This window comes from Cyanobacteria bacterium GSL.Bin1, assembly GCA_009909085.1.
Classification (GTDB): Bacteria; Cyanobacteriota; Cyanobacteriia; order Cyanobacteriales; family Rubidibacteraceae; genus Halothece.
In genome coordinates this window covers 19,208-37,720 of sequence record JAAANX010000064.1, presented here as the reverse complement: position 1 = coordinate 37,720, position 18,513 = coordinate 19,208, and the positions used below count along the sequence as shown (strand labels likewise).

16 protein-coding genes, 3 tRNA genes and 2 pseudogenes are annotated in these 18,513 nt (G+C 42.9%); 7 read left to right on the top strand and 14 right to left on the bottom strand.

The window, feature by feature from the left end:
- Positions 1-152: 152 nt before the first annotated feature.
- Positions 153-470 (bottom strand): thioredoxin, encoded by a 318-nt coding sequence (trxA, locus tag GVY04_07740; protein ID NBD16028.1) that lies wholly within the window; start codon positions 468-470, stop codon positions 153-155.
- Positions 471-738: 268 nt separating this feature from the next.
- Positions 739-2,355, bottom strand: a complete 1,617-nt coding sequence (locus GVY04_07735; GenBank protein ID NBD16027.1) for a mechanosensitive ion channel — start codon at positions 2,353-2,355, stop codon at positions 739-741.
- 332 nt (positions 2,356-2,687) lie between these two features.
- Between GVY04_07735 and GVY04_07730 the strand changes: the two genes are divergently transcribed.
- Entirely contained in the window at positions 2,688-3,152 is a 465-nt protein-coding gene (locus tag GVY04_07730) for an SRPBCC family protein (protein NBD16026.1), read from the top strand.
- 124 nt (positions 3,153-3,276) lie between these two features.
- Here GVY04_07730 and GVY04_07725 read toward each other — a convergent pair whose 3' ends face one another.
- Positions 3,277-4,107 carry a tetratricopeptide repeat protein gene (locus GVY04_07725; GenBank protein NBD16025.1) on the bottom strand — a complete coding sequence of 277 codons (831 nt, stop codon included), beginning with the start codon at positions 4,105-4,107 and terminating at the stop codon, positions 3,277-3,279.
- Positions 4,107-4,718 carry a recombination protein RecR gene (gene recR, locus GVY04_07720; GenBank protein ID NBD16024.1) on the bottom strand — a complete coding sequence of 204 codons (612 nt, stop codon included), beginning with the start codon at positions 4,716-4,718 and terminating at the stop codon, positions 4,107-4,109. Before recR ends, GVY04_07725 begins: the two co-directional genes overlap by 1 nt.
- Positions 4,719-4,907: 189 nt before the next feature.
- Here recR and zds point away from each other — a divergent pair, with 189 nt between their 5' ends.
- Positions 4,908-6,374, top strand: a complete 1,467-nt coding sequence (gene zds, locus GVY04_07715; GenBank protein NBD16023.1) for a 9,9'-di-cis-zeta-carotene desaturase — start codon at positions 4,908-4,910, stop codon at positions 6,372-6,374.
- Between the two features lie 129 nt (positions 6,375-6,503).
- Here the strand turns inward: zds and GVY04_07710 are convergent.
- Both GVY04_07710 and GVY04_07705 read right to left on the bottom strand, forming a co-directional pair.
- Positions 6,504-6,605, bottom strand: a pseudogene (locus GVY04_07710) (addiction module antidote protein, HigA family).
- 8 nt (positions 6,606-6,613) lie between these two features.
- A complete protein-coding gene (locus GVY04_07705; GenBank protein ID NBD16022.1) occupies positions 6,614-6,793 on the bottom strand; it encodes an excinuclease ABC subunit A in 180 nt (59 codons plus the stop codon).
- A 347-nt stretch (positions 6,794-7,140) separates the two neighbouring features.
- On the opposite strand from GVY04_07705, the gene GVY04_07700 reads away from it, so the two are divergent.
- Positions 7,141-7,371: a type II toxin-antitoxin system HicB family antitoxin gene (locus GVY04_07700; protein NBD16021.1), complete on the top strand. Its 231-nt coding sequence runs from the start codon at positions 7,141-7,143 to the stop codon at positions 7,369-7,371.
- A gap of 74 nt (positions 7,372-7,445) precedes the next feature.
- On the opposite strand, the gene GVY04_07695 is transcribed toward GVY04_07700, so the two are convergent.
- The 4 genes from GVY04_07695 to GVY04_07680 all read right to left on the bottom strand — a co-directional run bounded on the left by GVY04_07695 (position 7,446) and on the right by GVY04_07680 (position 10,931).
- Positions 7,446-7,517, bottom strand: a tRNA-Thr gene (locus tag GVY04_07695).
- An 11-nt stretch (positions 7,518-7,528) separates the two neighbouring features.
- Positions 7,529-7,610, bottom strand: a tRNA-Tyr gene (locus GVY04_07690).
- A gap of 71 nt (positions 7,611-7,681) precedes the next feature.
- Positions 7,682-8,833, bottom strand: coding sequence for a DUF21 domain-containing protein (locus tag GVY04_07685; protein ID NBD16020.1), 1,152 nt, complete (start codon positions 8,831-8,833; stop codon positions 7,682-7,684).
- A 31-nt stretch (positions 8,834-8,864) separates the two neighbouring features.
- Positions 8,865-10,931, bottom strand: a complete 2,067-nt coding sequence (locus GVY04_07680) for a hypothetical protein (GenBank protein NBD16019.1) — start codon at positions 10,929-10,931, stop codon at positions 8,865-8,867.
- 128 nt (positions 10,932-11,059) lie between these two features.
- Here GVY04_07680 and pxcA point away from each other — a divergent pair, with 128 nt between their 5' ends.
- Entirely contained in the window at positions 11,060-12,388 is a 1,329-nt protein-coding gene (pxcA, locus tag GVY04_07675; GenBank protein NBD16018.1) for a proton extrusion protein PcxA, read from the top strand.
- Positions 12,381-13,010 (top strand): bifunctional adenosylcobinamide kinase/adenosylcobinamide-phosphate guanylyltransferase, encoded by a 630-nt coding sequence (gene cobU, locus GVY04_07670; protein ID NBD16017.1) that lies wholly within the window; start codon positions 12,381-12,383, stop codon positions 13,008-13,010. Before pxcA ends, cobU begins: the two co-directional genes overlap by 8 nt.
- Positions 13,011-13,422: 412 nt before the next feature.
- On the opposite strand, the pseudogene GVY04_07665 reads toward cobU, so the two are convergent.
- Positions 13,423-13,659 (bottom strand): annotated as a pseudogene (locus GVY04_07665) (hypothetical protein).
- A 104-nt stretch (positions 13,660-13,763) separates the two neighbouring features.
- Positions 13,764-13,836: transfer RNA gene (locus GVY04_07660), tRNA-Thr, on the bottom strand.
- Positions 13,837-13,930: 94 nt separating this feature from the next.
- On the opposite strand from GVY04_07660, the gene GVY04_07655 reads away from it, so the two are divergent.
- The gene (locus GVY04_07655) at positions 13,931-14,740 is read left to right on the top strand and encodes a hypothetical protein (GenBank protein ID NBD16016.1); all 810 of its coding nucleotides are present in this window, start codon (positions 13,931-13,933) and stop codon (positions 14,738-14,740) included.
- 32 nt (positions 14,741-14,772) lie between these two features.
- Here GVY04_07655 and GVY04_07650 read toward each other — a convergent pair whose 3' ends face one another.
- Both GVY04_07650 and GVY04_07645 read right to left on the bottom strand, forming a co-directional pair.
- Positions 14,773-15,423 carry a TerD family protein gene (locus GVY04_07650; GenBank protein ID NBD16015.1) on the bottom strand — a complete coding sequence of 217 codons (651 nt, stop codon included), beginning with the start codon at positions 15,421-15,423 and terminating at the stop codon, positions 14,773-14,775.
- A gap of 158 nt (positions 15,424-15,581) precedes the next feature.
- On the bottom strand, positions 15,582-16,826 hold the full coding sequence (locus GVY04_07645; GenBank protein NBD16014.1) for a potassium transporter Kef: 1,245 nt from the start codon (positions 16,824-16,826) through the stop codon (positions 15,582-15,584).
- A gap of 220 nt (positions 16,827-17,046) precedes the next feature.
- Here GVY04_07645 and gatA point away from each other — a divergent pair, with 220 nt between their 5' ends.
- Entirely contained in the window at positions 17,047-18,507 is a 1,461-nt protein-coding gene (gene gatA / locus GVY04_07640) for an Asp-tRNA(Asn)/Glu-tRNA(Gln) amidotransferase subunit GatA (protein ID NBD16013.1), read from the top strand.
- Positions 18,508-18,513 lie beyond the last annotated feature (6 nt).

The window sequence follows — 18,513 nt, the reverse complement described above, 5'->3', positions numbered from 1 at the left end:
GCTTATGTGTAGCCTAAGAAAATGTGAGTCTCAACCGCATCGAGCGGTATCGACTCACCCGCTTTCCTCCCCCACCTGTTCCGAGGTGGGGGAGTCCCACGGATCTTTTGTTGAAGGAAAAACAAATTAATCCTAAATCCCAAATCACCCACTTAAAGCAATGGTTCTAACTCCGAACTGAGTTGTTCACTGCTTCTCATCCCTTCAAACCGTTGAGCCGGTTGACCCGCTTTAAACAAAATTAACGTTGGTAAAGCAAGAATGTGATACTCAGAAGCAAGATGAGGATATTTATCGGTGTCGATTTTGACGACGGTTAAACGGTCATGAAACTGCTTTTTCACGGCATCTAAGACTGGGGACATCATTTGACAGGGGCCACACCAGGTTGCATAAAAATCAACTAAAACTGGTGTCGAAGACTCGGCTAGGAGTTCGGAAAAGCTATTGTATTGTTTTTTAACTGCCATCAACGATTGCACTCCTTGTTTTGAGGCTTGCTCCTCAATTTTAAACTGAAGTAGCACCGACTTGTTAGTTAGTTTGTGTTCTAAGTTCGCGCTTCATCCCCCATCTCAACGAAGTAGATGGGGGAATTCTTGCTCACATCTGTTAAATTTTTAACCGTATGGGGAGTTAAGGGATGCAGCTCATCATAGTTAACCGCTTAATGTTTCTAGATCGCCCTCTCAATAAGGTCTTAAGAAAGACAAGAGGGGTAACCGTTGACTGCACGAATCAATAATTATTTCGAGAAGACTTGAAGTTATTCAGCCATTCCCGCACTTGTTCGGCGGCAATCTCGCGAGATCCTAAACCGAACGCCAGCGCGATCGCGACAGCAATGGACCCTAAAAGTAAGCCAAACGCTAAATTGACGATATTAGGCGCAATTCCCATCTGTTGCAGTCCCATTGCCAAGCTAAAGGCAATAATCACAATCCGAGCCGCTTGTGCGAGGGTCCGACTCTGCTGCATTCCAGAGCTGACAATAAGGTTGAAGGCAAGATTGGCAAAATATAAACCGACTGCAAAGATAATCAAGCCAGCAATGATTTTACCTGAAACTAAAACAATGCCACTGACCAACTCAGTTAACGCTGGAATATCTAGAATATTCACCGCGGCTAGGGTGGCAAACAGCATAATTCCGACTAAGGTAATAATGCCCATCAGCTCTGATGGGGTGCGCTGCTGAATACCGGAAGTTGCAGTACGTTCTTGGGTTTCTTGCGTGAGAACAGTTTCGGCTTCTCCTTCTTCTTGAGTGCGTTGTAAGCCCAACCAGGAAAAGAGATTGTCAAATCCAATGTTCGACAGAATGTTACTGACAAATTCACAAATATACTGGGCTAGGAAATAGGAAATAATCAGCACTAGCCCAGCCGTAAAGATCTTGGGGAAAGCGTTGAGAATCTGATTCAACATTGCAATGGCAGGCTGAGAAATCGCTTGCACTTTCAGTGCTTCTAACCCGGCAATGACGACGGGAATTAAAATCAACACATAAACCAAAGTGCCAATAATCCAAGATAACGATTGGGTTTCATCAGTTCCTGACAAACCAAAGCGACTTCCCAATTGATCGGAACCGGTACTCGCTAAAAGATTCGTTACAATTCTCCTGACCACTTGCGCAATTAGCCAACCAATGAAGACAATTAAGAAGGCTGCTAACACATTAGGAAGAATTGAGAGAATACGGTTCACCAATTCTTGAACCGGACGTAACGTTCCTTCAAGTTGTAGGGTACTGAGAATGGAAGGGAGGAACAGTAAGAAAATAAACCAATAAAGAGTATTGCCAATGGTTTCACTCAGAGTCAGCTCACTATCAGTTGTCCCTACTTGCTCTCCAAAACGCTGATCGAGGTTGAAGGTTCGCAAAACCCGAACAACGACAACTTTGACCAAGGTCGCAATTAACCAAGCAACACCAATCAGGATCGCAGCAGCACCAATTTGGGGTAAGAAGCCGGTAATTTCGTTAAGTAGGGTGTTTAAAGGCTCAGAAACCGCCTCGAGTTGCAGTCGTTGCAGGGCAGCCACAATGACAAAGAGCAGAATCAGCCAGTACACCACATCTGCTGTCCATTTTTCGATGGGAATCGGTTCCCCTCCCTCTTGTCCCGTGAGCCAAGTGGCAATCCGATTATCGAGTTCGGTACGTTTCAGAAGACCGCGGATGGTGGCAGCAACAGCCCAAGCAACGAGCCATCCGACGACTAAGATAATGATCGCGTAAACAAAACTTCTAGAATCTTGTAAGACTTGCGTCAGCAACTCACCAATACTGTTCTGTGCCAGTAAAATTGGTGGTCGTGTTAATACCGTTGATGGATTAGAGAGAATCATTTTTCTAGGTTAGGTTTAGGTTTGTACACTGATTGTGAGATTAAAACTCATATTTTGAGATTAAAACTCATTCTATAGAAGGATTCAGATGAGTTTAGGCAAAAATGCCATTCATCAATGAATTGGCTTTATTTTAGTATGAAAATCTCTTTCTCCAACATTAAAGCAAAAAAATACAACTTCTAAAATTAATTTACTTATCGTGTGTCTTTATTAAATCTAAAAATTCTTATAGGTTTTGTGGGTGCAATCAAAAATTAACAAATGCTAAATTCAAGATTTTCTAGAATTGATGGGAAGTGAAAAAATTTGCTGTCTTAGCGTTACTATTAATGAGAGACTATAAAGTATTTGAACAATCGATACAGATTAATGCCAGTGCCGTTATTGTTGAACAATGCATTAGTGATATCAATTTAATGCACCGTTGGTTGAACCCTCGTTTACGCTGTGAACCCATCGGAGAGTGGGATACGAAACTCGGCAGTCGCAGCCGTTTTATTATTGATTTGCCAGGCATCCAACCCACCCTCAAAAATACTGTGGTCGAGCGAGAACCAGGGTTGATTGTCTGGGAATTTGTGGGCTTTTTTCAAGGGCGCGATCGCTGGGAATGTGAGCCGAATCGAGATGGCACCAAACTGATTAATCGCTTTGAATTTAAAATTCCGAATCCGCTGATCAGAATTGGCTTTGACCTCTTTGCTGCTCGTTTAACGGAACAAGATATGGCGGCGCAGTTGCGTCGCTTGAAACGAGTGGCAGAAGCACTCTATATTCAGAGTGGATTTAAATGATTGGTCATTAGTCATTGGTCATTGGTCATTGGTTATTAGTCATTAGTTATTAACTGGCTTGTAACTATCAAGAACAAAGGATGTAGGGCATAGCCCACGCGAAGCAAAATAAACTGAGCGCTGCTTACTCCTCCTCATTCTCACTGGGGGTAATTTGGCGGAGTAGCAGTTGAATCATGGCAGCATCAGAGGCTTCTGGAAAATGAGCGAGATAGGTTTTGAGATCGGCAATGGCTTGGGGAAGCCGTCCCAACTGATAGGATAAAAGTCCGCGATCGCGCTGTTCGGTAATGGCATCGGGAAATACGAGCAATAGACGTTCAATAATACTCAATGCCCGCTCTAAATCTTGGTGGTTAATATAAATGAGTTTGAGATTCGTCAGCATCCGGGCAATCAATTCCTGTTTGCTGACGGCTTCTAAGAATTCGGGTTCGAGCGCGATCGGTTGCTGATAAATTTCTTGTAATCGTTCCTCACAATCTTGCGGAAACAACACCTCTCCCTTATGAAAGGCATCCACAAAAATGCCCGCATCTTTAAACTGGGGACGAATTAAAAAGTGACCCGGCATCCCAATGCCCACCATCGGAAAATCAATACGACGCGCCACTTCTAAATAAACCAGCGCCAACGTAATGGGAATGCCAGTGCGACGTTCAATAACCTCATTCAGGAAACTATTGCGCGGATCGTAATAATCTTCTTCGTTCCCGTGAAAGCCCAAATCTTCGTATAAAACTTGGTTCAGGGCTTGAATTACCCGCAAGGGATACCGTTCCACCGGAAATAATGCTTGCACCTGTTGCGCCCATTCATCAAGCTGGGTTAAATAGGAATCAATGTCTAAATTAGGGGTTTCCTCTTGGGCAATGTAGAGTGCAACCTTTGCCAAATCAATCTCATGATCCGGCAGTGTCATTTCCTGAGTAAACTTTTCCCTTGCTAGTGACATTACTCTAACTCTCGTCGTCCTTCTAAAGCCCGTGCCAACGTAACTTCATCAGCATATTCCAAATCCCCCCCCATTGGCAAACCAAAGGCAATACGAGTGACACGAGTAAACGGTTTTAACAATTGACCCAGATATAAGGTGGTCGTATCTCCTTCTACGCTAGGACTAATAGCAAGAATGACTTCTTTAACTTGCTGTTGACTCACCCGTTCTACTAAAGGCTGAATATGTAACTGTTCGGGACCAATGCCATCCATGGGGGAAATAATACCGCCAAGCACATGGTATTTCCCAGAATATTCGCGGGTTTTTTCCAAGGCAATCACATCACGAGACTCAGGAACGACACAAATGGTACTATCATCACGGTTAGGATTGCGGCAAATTTCACAAACGGAGTCAGCACTGAGGTGAAAGCAAACCCGACACAGTCCAATTTGTTTTTTTGCTTCAATGAGGGCATTGGCAAGGGCTTCAACTTCTTGATCCGGTCGTTTGAGGATGTGAAATGCTAGACGTTGAGCGGTTTTGGGTCCGACACCCGGTAAGCCTTGCAACCGCTCAATTAAACGAGCGAGGGGTGGGGTATAACTCGTAGTTTTCTCTCCAATTCATCTGGTATTAATCTTAACAAGAGAGGTGGAGTCCAAAATTACGCCTTCCATTTAGGAAGGCATCTGTCTTCAATCAAGGTGACCGTTGATCAATTCGTTCCTTCGGTTGGTAAACCTTCTACACCATTAATGTTAATTTTTTTTTACAATATGAGAAAACGCTAGAGAAGGATAAAAAGAAGCGGGATGCGAGTTGCAATTGTTGGTGCCGGTTTAGCTGGACTTTCGACAGCGGTCAATTTAGCCGATGCGGGATGGGATGTGGAAATTTATGAATCTCGTCCCTTTGTTGGTGGCAAAGTGGGCAGTTGGGTGGATGCTGATGGCAATCATCTGGAAATGGGATTGCATGTCTTTTTTGGCTGTTATTACCACCTGTTTAAGTTAATGGAAAAAGTGGGCGCGATCGCGCATTTACGCCTGAAAGAACACACCCACACCTTTATCAATGAAGGAGGGAAAGTGGGAGAACTGGATTTTCGCTTTCTTACCGGTGCGCCGTTTAATGGCTTAAAAGCCTTTTTTACTACCTCGCAACTGTCTACCATGGACAAAATGGCGAACTCCCTTGCTTTAGGCACCAGCCCCATTGTCAGGGGGTTAGTGGATTTGGATGGGGCAATGAAAACCATCCGTGATTTAGATAAAATTAGTTTTGCGGACTGGTTTCGCTCTCATGGTGGCAATGATGGCAGTTTGAAGCGGATGTGGAATCCCATTGCGTATGCGTTAGGGTTTATTGATACGGAAAATATCTCGGCACGTTGTATGTTGACGATTTTCCAATTATTTGCTGCCCGTACCGAAGCCTCGGTGTTACGGATGTTGGAAGGTTCACCCCAAGAGTATCTTCATCAACCGATTATCGATTACTTAGAAGCCAGAGGCGCAAAAATTTATACCCGTCGTCGGGTGCGAGAAGTGCTATATGAAGAAAAAGCGGGCAAAACTGCCGTCACCGGTATTGTTGTCGCTAATGGGGAAGAAACAGAAACGATTATTGCTGATGCTTATGTCGCTGCGTGCGATGTCCCTGGAATTAAACGCTTAATTCCTGGAAATTGGCGCAAATGGTCGCAATTCGATAATATTTACAAACTGGAGGCAGTCCCTGTCGCAACCGTGCAGTTACGCTTTGATGGCTGGGTGACAGAATTACAAGATCCTGAGAAACGAAAGCAATTAAAAGAAGCGGCAGGACTTGATAACCTCCTTTATACACCTGATGCGGATTTCTCTTGTTTTGCCGATTTAGCTTTAACCAGCCCTGCCGATTATTATCGGGAAGGAGAAGGGTCATTATTGCAGTTAGTCCTAACGCCTGGCGATCCCTTTATAAAAGAAAGCAATCGCGCGATCGCGCAGCATGTCCTTGAACAAGTTCACAATTTATTTCCCTCTTCCCGGGAGTTAAACATGACTTGGTATAGTGTTGTGAAACTGGCTCAATCGCTTTATCGCGAAGCACCCGGTATGGATGTCTATCGTCCTGACCAAAAAACCCCGGTGGATAATTTCTTCCTGGCTGGTAGCTACACCCAACAAGACTACATCGATAGCATGGAAGGCGCAACGATTTCTGGAGAACGGGCGGCACAAGTTATTTTAGACAGTGTTCCTGTGACTCAGTCAGAACCGTCTTCTGTCGGGTAAATTCATTTCTCAGGGAAGGGTTCCCTCCCCTCTTTTATAGGAGTCGCCGTAAAACCAAGCAGCTTTAGCCCTTGGATATAAGGCGAGTTTGACGAAACCTTCACTCTTGTTGAGTCAAACAAACTTTTCTTGTGCTAATCTAAGTTTAGTGATGTCCATCGGTTCGAGAAACTCCTCTAAGAGGATGATACCAGGATGAGTGGGTTGTCTATCAGTGGGAACTCTAACCATCATTTCTTCTACCTGTGATAATCAACAATTTCTACGTCTTCTGCATTTTCTCCCAACCACCGAAAACAAATTCGATACTGTTCGTTCAATCTGATACTGTACTGATTTGCGCGATCGCCTTGCAGTTTTTCAAGTTGGTTGCCAGGAGGAACTCGTAAGTTATCCAAGGTAGCAGCAGAATCAATGATATCTAGTACTTAACCAAGGAAGTTATGACAGGTGGAAAAGCTCTGGAATAATTGTTATGTCAATAGATCAGAAAGCAATTACCTATCAAAATTAGTGTTGTGGAGTACTAGTTTTTTTACTGCTTTTTTGATCAAATTTTTGGGACACTTCTTTAAAGCTCGCTTAGTTAGCTTACCTTGAAAAATGTCTTCTGTACCTTGATCGCGAAATGAAATGATCATCGAATAATTACTAGAATAATACAATAATACAGATACTATTAAAATGAATCAAAGAAGATAATCATCGCTCGCGCGATCGCGCTTTAAAGCTAAGTGATATCAAGACACTATTCAAGAAAATAGTAATGAAAGCCTTAACGGACGATAAAATTATTTTACACCCTGACAAGAATGGAACATTTGTTGCTTATGTTCCTGCAATTAAAGGTTGTCATGCGTGGGGAAAAAATCCTGAAGAAGCACGATTGGAACTCAACAACGTTTTTGAAATGATTTGTGAGGAATATCTAGAAGCAGGACAACCTTTACCGAATAATGTTGAAGGCAAGACGGAAAAGATATCAGACTCGGAATAAAAGAAAATAATGATCAGTTGCGCGATTAATTAGTAAATATACATCAAAATTGAAGCGAGAACCGGAAAGGAAAAAGCCCGTGACGAGACTTGAACTCGTGACCTCACCCTTACCAAGGGTGTGCTCTACCGCTGAGCTACACGGGCGTGGGGAGGAGTGGGCCGGGTTGGATTTGAACCAACGTAGGCTTAGCCAGCGAATTTACAGTCCGCCCCCATTAACCACTCGGGCACCGACCCGTTTTTCCACGCAATTATTAATACTAGCACAAGGTTTCAGGAATGGGAAGGGTTCCAAACAAAGTTTTTTCTTATCCTTCTTGGGAACGGCGGCGGCGTGACTGAGTAGAGTTTGATTTTCCGTTGTTGCGCTGGCGATAACGAGGAAAATCGCTTTCATCATAAATTTCTCCCACCAACTCTTCGAGAATATCTTCTAGGGTCACTAAGCCGACTGTTCCTCCATATTCATCGACCACAATGGCAATGTGTAGCCGTTGTTGTAACATTTCCTTCAGCATACTCGCTACTTGTTTGGTTTCTGGAATATAGACAGGGGGTGCCATCGCTTCCGTTACTAAAGCTTGGCTACGACTTTCTTCAGGAAGATTATGCAGTAAACGCAGTGCTTCCTTCAAATGAACAATTCCGACAATTTCATCTTTTGATTCGCCTTGAACCGGAATGCGAGAATAACCCGTATCTAAACAAAGATTGACTAATTCTTCTAACGTTCCCTGATGAGAAATCGTTCGCATGGCAATGCGGGGCTTGACCACATCTTTAGCCCGTAGTTGATCCAACATCAGGGCTTTATTTAATAACTGATGTTTATAAATATCAAGTTTTCCTTTTCCTCCCAATAACTCTATCATGAGCTGTAAATCAGTGAGGGATTCTCCTTGCTGATCATTTTGTCCAAGCAATTTCTGAAAGAACTGTACTGTGTATTGAGCGATGGTTTCAAACAGATAAATAATTCCGAGAAAAGAAAGAACCCTTGATAATAAATAAATCGGACGAACAACTAGCTTAAAAATTGATAAAACATTATTAATTGCTAAAGATTTAGGTGTAATTTCAGCAAATATTAAAACTAAAATTGTGACAATGGCAGTCGCAATCCCTAATCCCGCATTACCGAGCCAAATTGCAAATAAATTACTGGTTAAAACCGCAGCAAAATTATTAACTAAATTATTTCCTAGGAGGAGAGTAATAATAAAACGAGTTCGATTTTCTAGAACTAAACGAAATGTTCCTTTGGGATCCCCTTGTTCTCGAATTAAACCCCGAAGCTTTAAATTATCAAAAGCTGTAATTGCCGTTTCTGAACCGGAAAATGCTCCTGATAAAACAAACATAAATGCGATAACAATCAAATCTAGCCAGGCTTCACCTAAAAGGGGTTGTGGTTCTGATACAGCGAGAAAATAAGTTGGAAAAGGAAGAATAATAAACACAGTTAGCTTGTTCTCTTGAATCAGGTGGCTTTTAATTTTGTAAAGGCGTGCTTGCTTGAACTAGAGATAATAATATCCCATTTTGTTCAGTCCCATTGACATCCAAATCACTTTGACATAAACACACTCTTTCTTGCGCCCGATTTAATAAGTCTTTTAAAATCCGTTGCAGATGTTCTTCCGCTGGCATTTCTAGATCCAGATTTCTGGGATGATTCCGCAGAAAAATAGAAGAAGCAAATAAATTGGCTGCTCCTTGTTTTAACCATAAAGGCGATCCCACATCGAGCCAAAATTGCCAACGATGCGTCGTCCGTTGCGAACGATATTGAAAGATATTCGAGAGGGTAATGCCAGATTTAAAGGACTGATCAAAAGCCGGTAAAGGATAGGGATTAGCCGTAATTGTTCCTTGTTTAATCAGTTGGATAAAATGCTGAATTAAGTCACGTTCAGCAACTGGAATTTCTGCTGGTTCTTCGATGCGTTTTTGCACTTCTAAATAGTGTTGTGCCGTTTCGGTTAATTCTCTTAAGCTAGAGAGATCGGCAACCGTTAGGTTATTTCCGTTCCAGAGAAACTGTTGAATCGCTTGATTAAAAAAGCGAACGAGATGGATGGTTTGACCAGAAGTTTGCTGATCCTGCTGCTGTTGTATCCAAGCCCGCAGTTGGTTGTAAGCGGTTTGGGCTTGATAACCAATGCGATCCCAACGGGGGAAGGTCTTAATATCGAGTAAGCGGGGAGAACTCGGATCAGCCTGATAACAATAATCGGCAATGAGCCCCGCTCGAACCGGGTCTATACTGTGAGAAGAATGTTCTGTTAAAACCACCAACATTTCCGCGATCGCGCTATTGTCTACCCAGCGTCCCAAATCAGGATAGACCAGACAAGCCAGGGTAAGCAGGGCGCGGACTAAAGAAGAACTAATCAGGGGGCGTTGTTCGTTTAGGGGAGAGATGGGAATTCCCGCTTGTGTAAAAAGTCTAATCAAGGTATAACGGGCAATTTCATCTAAACCGGGGGCAATAATCGCAATCTCTTCTGGGGCAATGTTTCCGGTTTTAATCGCTGCCGTAATGGTTTGGGCTGTATTCCTTAGCATCTGGGAACGGGAAAGATTTGGCAGATGCTGAATGCACTCCGGAAGGGCAGTGAAGGCGGAGGGATCGACCACTTTTTCCAACACCAGCGGGATTAAATCCGGTGGATGTTCCCTGGATAAAGCCGGAGGAGAAGGAGAAAGAGAAATGACTTCACATTCATTAGCCAGGATTTCCCAAACCTCTGGATCGGCACCGAGTCCTAATCGGACTTTGCCACTGGGGTTAAATGTAAAGACAGCCGTTGTCTCCTCTCGCAAAAACAACCGCGCTAAATCTTGCGCGATCGCGGGATAGTCATCCACATCATCAGCAAAAATCGCACCATACCGCTGCTGTAAATGGGCTTGGTAAGTCGCATCAGGCAGCAAAACTTGCCCATAGAGATAGTAAATTAAACCATACGTCAAAAAACCATGGGTCAAACACCAGTCTCGCCACTGTCTAATTAATTCAGCAATCACGGGAAAAATGGTTTCGTCGTTCCCTTCACGCAAAGCTGCCTTTTCTTCTGGAGAGAGTCGAGAACTCAATAATTGGGGAATTTCAGTTAAGGGCGTTCCACTGGCGCCAGCCAGTTGTAAAATATCAAGGATGATCCGAGTTATCTGTGTTTGGGCTCTAGCATTGGTCATCCCCTGCTCAAGTAACGTCTCATGCCACAGGTTCAAAGCTAGGTCTTGTTCTGTTTCGGAACGCAAGCGCAGGGGAAACTGAGGCGTTAAGTTGAGAGTTTCCCACCACAGAGGGGAAAATAAGCTCACCTCATCTTCAATAAAGCCCAGTGGGGTTTTCACTACAACTGGATATTGACTTCCAATCGCGCGAATTAATTGCTGAGTCAGTTGGCGGCGAGTGGTATTATTAGCAGCAAAGATCACGGCACCGGAAGCGGGCTGAGTATCCAGCCACTTGCTAAATGCTTCGACCAAATGAGTTGTTTTACCGGTATCTGCATCACCGGTCAGCCAAGTCTTAAAGTCCCTTCCCATGTATGTTTGCTAAAATTCCCCCAGATGCAACTGCTCTCTAGCTTACCGCGAAAAAAAATTGCTTTCCCCTTTGCGAAGAAACGGTGAGGTGGAATAGCGTCCCTTTATGATGGTTGATTATTGATTGCATGGAGCTTTCGAGAGTGTTTCGTAACTTAAAGCAATGGTTTTCTGATCCCCCAGAAAAGATTTTAGAGCAAGCCTACCGTGCTGCTTTGATGATCAAAGTCATCGAAGATGAATATTTTGAGCAGCAGCCAGTTCAGCCTGAAAATGCATCTTATTCTGAACAAGTGATCGCTTACTTTCAAAATGAAGTTAATCAAAACTTGCAAGTTGCCAAAACTAAGCTTAAACAGTTTAAAAGCAGTCGCTCTTTTATTCAATGGTCATCCCAAGATTTCCCCCGCAATAAATACTTTAAAAATTCTGCGGTTATTTTAGAGAAATTAAACTTTGTTGAATCGGTGATTTTTCACTATGAAAATCAGGGTAATTCTAAAAAGAAAGCCAATGGCAAATCTAACTTAACCGTTGATGCTCAAGAATCATCGGGACGTTCTGTTAAATTTTCTTATGAAGAAAAATCAGAAAAATCGCCAATTAAAGAACAGACGTCCAGTTCGACAGAGCGCAGTCGTAATATTTCTGATGAAACAAGCGTCTTACCGCGATCGCTGCTGCGAACACTCAACCGAATTAAACGAGAAATTGACCCGAAATCTTCCGAAGCTGAGGAAGAAGTGGTTAAAACGTTTCGGACTTCTCGAGATAAAACCGCAATTTCCATTCGCTTTTTACTGATTTTAATTATTGTTCCGCTTTTAACCCATCAAATCACGAAAACTTTTGTGATTGCTCCGATCATTGAAACCTATTTCATTCATGAAGAGCAACAGGTGTTATTTATTAATCGTGATTTTGAAGAAGAAGCACTTATGGAATTACAGCACTTTGAAGAGACATTGCGCTTCCAAGAAATGTTGGGGATAAAACCGGAATTATCTGACGAAGAGATGGAAAAAAAAGTAAAAGAAAAGGCAGTGGAGATTGCTCACGAATATCGCCATCGCAGTACCAATGCCATTGAAAATATTATTGCTGATTTGTGTTCAGTCATTGCATTTGGGGCAGTGATTTATTTTAGTAAAGAACAAATTGCTGTTCTCAAATCGTTTATTGATGAATTTATTTATGGCTTAAGCGATTCGGCAAAAGCATTTATTATTATTCTGTCAACCGATATGTTTGTGGGCTATCACTCTCCTCATGGCTGGGAAGTGATTCTCGAAGAAATTGGACGACACTTCGGTTTACCGGAAAATCGAGAATTTAATTTCTTGTTTATTGCCACCTTTCCTGTGATTTTAGATACGATTTTTAAGTATTGGATTTTTCGCTATTTGAATCGGATTTCTCCTTCAGCAGTTGCAACATATCGTAACATGAATGAATAAGAAATTATTAAGATTTTGCCTTTTGAAATCTGGTATTAAAACCGTTAGGATAGAAATAGTGGAACTCATAAAAAATAAGCAAGGAAGAGTGATTCTCGTTGTTGGACCAGCGAGTTCTGGGAAAAGTGAATGGGCAGAAAAGTTGGCAAAAGCGTCAGCAAAGCCTGTTACTTACATTGCCACCGCGATCGCGGATCCCGATGATTCAGCCTGGCAAGAAAAACTGCAAAAGCACGCCAAGCGTCGTCCTCAATCTTGGTCAACTCAAGAAATCCCCACTGCTTTAGCCGCCTATTTAAACCAGGAAAAAGGAGACAATTGCGTGTTAATTGACTCTCTGGGCACCTGGGTTGCCAACTATTTAACCAGTGATGATCAAGGATGGGAAAAAACGGTTACTCATTTTTTAGAGAGTTTAGAGACCACCTCGGCTGAGGTTATTTTAGTGGGAGAAGAAACGGGATGGGGCGTCATTCCAGCGTATAAAAGCGGACAGGTTTTTCGCGATCGACTAGGTGATTTAACCCGCAGAATTGGCGAGATGGCAACAGAAGTTTACTTAATCACCGGCGGATATGCTTTACCCTTAAATGAAATCGGTCAACCACTCAATGCAACATGAAGTCATTGTGAACTACCCTCTTCTAATCGCTTACGCGATATAGAAGGAGCTTCGCTCTACCATTGTCTCAATCTAGCTTTGAGGAGGATTTTCCTTATTCTACTCTCCCTAGTCCTCCACCACACTAATTTTGACAGGTAATTGCTTTCTGATCTATTGACATAACAATCATTCCAGAGCTTTTCCACCTGTCATAACTTCCTTGGTTAAGTACTAGTGCAGCCTGGCGAAAATAGTTGACTAGTTAAGTTGTGCTGCTTTGGCCAATTTGGCAGGATTGGGGGGAGCGATCAATCGCTGGGAAAAGTTTCGTCATAATCCGTTCCCGTCGCTGCAGTTTATATTTTTCTGCGATGGCGGAGTATCAAGAACCTGCTTAAGATATTGAATTAGTTGTTTTCCGTTTGGTTTTCTACTCCTTTTCTGCTTTTTCGGCTTTGATTTTTTCTAATAGCACATCTGCGGGTTCATCTTTGGGATCTTGCGGAACTAATTCACCTCGAAAGGCTTTGGCTAAGGTGGATTGGGTGAGTTTATCGGTGTAGGCTTTGGCTTGTTAGTAGCGTTGTTCGATGAGGTCGCATTTTTTGAATAAGGTTTCTACTCTCTTGACTATCTCTTTTTGTTCTTCTAGTAGCGGAAGATGTATTCTGCAAGATTGTACATCTTTTTAATAATCCCTTTTTTTTGTAACGTTCGGATTACCCCAAGATAATGATCCAACAATCTGTCACTGTACATTTTTCAAAATCAAGCCAGCGAGGAGACTCGAACTCCTGACCTACTGATTACAAGTCAGTTGCTCTACCAACTGAGCTACGCTGGCATTTTTTCATTCCGGGAAACAATTCTAGCAAGTTTTCAGGATTTAGGCAAGACTGCTATGGTAATTTACAGTGAGCTTGAAGAGAGGGGAACTGATGTTGAGGGTATTGAGCGGATTTGGACTGGTTACAGGTGCGACTTATCCCTTACGCGCGATCGCGCTGCTTTGGCAAAAGCCTCGTTTATGGCAGTATTTAATCATTCCAATTTTCGTTAACTTGATCCTAGGCATCCTCCTTTACGGGAGTTCCTTATACTGGGGATGGCAGGGGGTAGATGCCCTAACCGTACAACTCTCACAAAGTTTAGACCAACTCATCGCCGACTTACCCAACTGGTTAAGTTTTCTAGAATATATCATCCTCTTTTTGAGTTGGTTACTGCGAACCCTGCTCACCCTTGTTTTACTAGTTCTAATTGGATTTGTCCTTTTGCAGTTTGGCAGTGTGATTGGTTCCCCCTGGTATGGCAAATTATCAGAGCAAGTGGAAAAACAACGCCTCGGTAACGTGACCATTATTGATGTGGGTGTTTTCAAAGATATTGCCCGAGCCTTACTCTTTGAAATTAAAAAGTTACTGCTCGCACTAATGGTAGGAATGATTCTATTTGGGATCGGATTCATTCCCGGTGTCGGTGGTGCCATAACAACCCTTGGCGGAATTACGCTGACGGCCACCTTAGTCTGTCTAGATTGTTTTGATAGCACCCTAGAACGACGCCGTTTATCCTTCCGGGGAAAATTAAAAATGGTTTATCTGAACTTACCCGCCAGTGGTAGTTTTAGTTTATTATGCCTAGTTCTAATTAGTGTTCCCCTCTTAAACTTATTAACAATTCCTTTGTGTATTATGGCAGGAACACTATTTCTCTGCGATCGATGCGAAGCATCGCTGACCTTATAGGTCAATCGCGTTTTTTCCCATTCCCACTCAAATTAAGAATACTGTTCTACTAACTCTTGTAAACTATTAATCTTCATTCCTTTAGCAATGACTTCCACTTGCCATTGCTCATAGTTATCGGGTTGACGGTAGATTTCCGCTAAAATAATCCCTGTTTCAATACTGCAGCAATCATCACTGGACAAGTTATAACGGGCAATTTCAATTTCATGTTCTAAATCTACTAAACGCACATAAGCATTGTCCACTTGTCCTAAATGTTGGCGACGAGCAGAAGACTCATAAATATTTGCCACAATCAGTAACTTTTGCACCCGCTTGGGAACTTGAGGAAGAGTGATTAAAATTTGTTCTTTATCCATAATTTCATCCTCATCCTCATCCTCGTGTTTTTCTGTCGCGTTTGGCGTTATATGTTCCCCAGTTAAATTATCGCCTAAATGACTAATCGCTCCCGAAGGATGAGTAAGATTGCCATAATAAACAACATCGCTACTTTTTTGTAATTTATCTTCTTCGTTTAAACATAAAACAGAAATATCGAGATCAAAATCTGGCTTAAACAACTTTTTCCAACCTTTCTTTGGTGTTAATTCCCACCCTAAACCACAAAGTAATGCGTTTAAACCAGGAGCTTGTTTTTTCAGAGAAAAGCGTTGTCCTGTTGTTAATTGAATTCCCATTTTTCTAATTCCATTTCATCTATTCTTACTTTTTCAGTTTAGTGATTGAAACCAATCATAACCACCTTCTTGAGATAGTTTTTGGCATGATCTGTCTTGAAGGATTAGAGATCCCACGAATCTTTAAATCAGGAAATCAATGACAAATCACCAACAAGTTATTTACTTTTTTGAACAAACGGCAGGTCATCAGAAGCCGTTGCTTCCACTGCTTCTGCCGCTTCTTTCGCTTTGAATAAACGCCATTGGGTAACTGTGGGACCGAACAATTCAAAGACTACCGTTGTACTGACAATAATCGAGACTAAAAACTGACCTAAACCCGGAAAATGGGGCAAGGTTAAGACAGCTAACCCCAAAGCGACACCTGCTTGGGGAAATAAACTCCAACCAATGTTTTCTTGGACAACAGGTTCAGCCTTCACAAGACGTGCAGCAATCCCACCGCCAATGACAAAACCGAGACAACGAGCGAAAACATATAAAATACCAATCAATCCTAAACTAGCAAGGGCAGTTACATCGAGTTCACAACCAGCAAGCAGGAAGAAAATCACTAAAAAAGGTTCGCTGACTTCTTCAATTGTGGAAAAGATATTTTGCTTCGGTTGAGTGCGGTTTTTGGCAACGGTTGCTCCTAAAACAATACAGGCGAGAAGATACGATACTTGCAATTGATAGGCTAGACCCGCACAGAGTAAAAGAAAACCCGTAATTTCTAATAAACTGGGTTTACCCTTTTTTAACCCTCCTGCTATACGTGCCATGGGCCAACCAATGCCTAAGCCAAGGAGAAAAGCACCGCCAATTTCCCATGCTCCCGATAAAAATTCTGCTGTGGGATCACCTGCACCAGCAAAAATTTCGGCAACAACCAATAGAATACTAAATAGCGTGATTCCTAAAATATTATCAACCGCAAGAACGCGAATAATTGTGTCTGTGAGCACACCTTTAGCCTTAGTTTCACTGATCACGTCAAGGGTTGCTGCGGGTGCTGAAGCAGGGGCTAAGCCAGCTAATAAGAGTGCTAACACTAAGTCATCCTGAATTAAGTATGCAATCGTAAATACCAATGTTGATGCAACAATCGTTTTCCCGAGAGAAATTGTAAAAATGCGGGGACCACTTTTGAGTAAATCAAAGTTGATAAAAGTTTCTCCCAAACGAAAGGCAATCATGGAGAGGGCAATATAGGACATGATGGGAAACAGGTCCACAATTTCATCAGGAACTAAGTTGAGGACGGAAGGACCAATGATAATCCCTGACACCACTAGTAAAGTGACGCGAGGGAGACGAAGATAGCGAGCAAGGGCATAAGCTCGACCGCCAAACATCAAAAATAAACCGACAACTAAGATATTTGGCAGCTCTGCAACTTCTACGGCTTCTGCTTCCATAATTGAATTGTTCTCCTATAGCGTCATGTTTTACTGGTTATAACACCTCTCAATCATTGCTGAGAATAACCAATGGCTAGTTTGCTAAGTGTCTGTTAGACCGGTTATTGGTCATGATTGATGAGTTGTCCAACTCCCTCTCTCCTTGTCTTCCACTTCCTGTCAGGTTAGTTGATATAATCTGGGGAAGGTTTTTTCTGTCTATATTTTAAGGAACAGTATGGCATCAATCCGAGAGTTGCATCAACAGTTGGTGAATAAGGAACGCTCTGCACTAGAGGTGACAAAGGAAACGCTGGCTCGGATCGAAGCAGTGGAAGAGAAGGTGCATAGTTTTCTTCACATTATGGCGCAAGATGCAGAAACAGCAGCTCAAAAAGTGGATGAGAAAATTGCGGCAGGGGAATCCATTGGTTTGTTAGAAGGCATTCCCATTGCCGTCAAAGATAATATGTGTATGTCGGGAGTGCCGACGACTTGTGGCTCTCGTATTTTAGAAAATTTTGTCCCCCCTTATGAGTCAACCGTCACGGGGAAACTAAAGGCAGCCGGTTCAGTTTTAGTTGGGAAAACGAATCTCGATGAATTCGCCATGGGCAGTTCGACGGAAAATTCCGCTTATATGCTCACCAATAATCCCTGGGATTTATCGAGAGTGCCAGGCGGATCTTCGGGGGGATCGGCTGCTGCGGTGGCAGCGGAAGAATGTGTGGTGGCACTGGGATCAGATACGGGTGGTTCGATTCGGCAACCGGCTTCGTTTTGCGGGGTGGTGGGATTAAAACCCACTTACGGTTTAGTGTCTCGGTTTGGGTTGGTGGCGTTTGCCTCTTCTTTGGATCAAATTGGTCCGTTCGGGCGCACCGTCGAAGATACCGCAATTTTATTAAGCGCGATCGCGGGTCACGATTCGGCAGATAGCACTAGTCTTGATATTGAAATTCCTGATTACACCCAATATCTAACACCAGAATTGCCGAAAAGCCCGAAACTGAAAGTTGGGGTCATTACTGAAACCTTTGGCGAAGGACTCTCGGCAGAGGTGAAAACAGCGGTGCAAGCTGCTATCGAGCAATTGGAAGCAATTGGGGCGGAAGTGGTGGAGGTTTCTTGTCCGCGTTTCCGTTATGGGCTACCAGCCTATTACATTATTGCGCCTTCGGAAGCGTCTTCTAATCTAGCCCGTTACGATGCTGTACGCTACGGTCAACGGAGTGAGGAAGCAGAAAATTTACTGTCGATGTATACGAAAACTCGCGCTCAAGGGTTTGGAGCAGAAGTGAAACGACGGATTATGGTTGGCACTTATACCCTTTCTGCTGGTTATTATGATGCCTATTACCTGAAAGCGCAAAAAGTGCGGACGCTGATCAAACAGGATTTTGAAAGAGCCTTTGCAAGGGTTGATTTATTGGTTTGTCCGACTGTTCCCACAACTGCCTTTAAGGCAGGAGAGAAAACGGATGATCCGTTGAGTATGTACCTGTCAGATTTAACGACAGTTCCTGTTAATTTAGCGGGTTTACCCGCTTTGAATCTTCCTTGCGGATTTGATTCTCAGGGCTTACCCATTGGCATGCAATTGATTGCTAATGTATTACGGGAGGATCAATTATTACAAACGGCTTATGCCTATGAACAATCGACAAATTGGCATAAGCAGCGTCCTCCCTTGTCCTAAGTTTTC

Excerpts from the sequence above, each read along its gene's own strand:
- trxA (NBD16028.1), bottom strand. The coding sequence starts at position 470 with ATGGCAGTTAAAAAACAATACAATAGCTTTTCCGAACTCCTAGCCGAG.
- GVY04_07735 (NBD16027.1), bottom strand. The coding sequence starts at position 2,355 with ATGATTCTCTCTAATCCATCAACGGTATTAACACGACCACCAATTTTA.
- GVY04_07730 (NBD16026.1), top strand. The coding sequence starts at position 2,688 with ATGAGAGACTATAAAGTATTTGAACAATCGATACAGATTAATGCCAGT.
- GVY04_07725 (NBD16025.1), bottom strand. The coding sequence starts at position 4,107 with ATGTCACTAGCAAGGGAAAAGTTTACTCAGGAAATGACACTGCCGGAT.
- zds (NBD16023.1), top strand. The coding sequence starts at position 4,908 with ATGCGAGTTGCAATTGTTGGTGCCGGTTTAGCTGGACTTTCGACAGCG.
- GVY04_07700 (NBD16021.1), top strand. The coding sequence starts at position 7,141 with ATGAAAGCCTTAACGGACGATAAAATTATTTTACACCCTGACAAGAAT.
- GVY04_07680 (NBD16019.1), bottom strand. The coding sequence starts at position 10,931 with ATGGGAAGGGACTTTAAGACTTGGCTGACCGGTGATGCAGATACCGGT.
- pxcA (NBD16018.1), top strand. The coding sequence starts at position 11,060 with ATGGAGCTTTCGAGAGTGTTTCGTAACTTAAAGCAATGGTTTTCTGAT.
- cobU (NBD16017.1), top strand. The coding sequence starts at position 12,381 with ATGAATAAGAAATTATTAAGATTTTGCCTTTTGAAATCTGGTATTAAA.
- GVY04_07655 (NBD16016.1), top strand. The coding sequence starts at position 13,931 with ATGTTGAGGGTATTGAGCGGATTTGGACTGGTTACAGGTGCGACTTAT.
- GVY04_07650 (NBD16015.1), bottom strand. The coding sequence starts at position 15,423 with ATGGGAATTCAATTAACAACAGGACAACGCTTTTCTCTGAAAAAACAA.
- GVY04_07645 (NBD16014.1), bottom strand. The coding sequence starts at position 16,826 with ATGGAAGCAGAAGCCGTAGAAGTTGCAGAGCTGCCAAATATCTTAGTT.
- gatA (NBD16013.1), top strand. The coding sequence starts at position 17,047 with ATGGCATCAATCCGAGAGTTGCATCAACAGTTGGTGAATAAGGAACGC.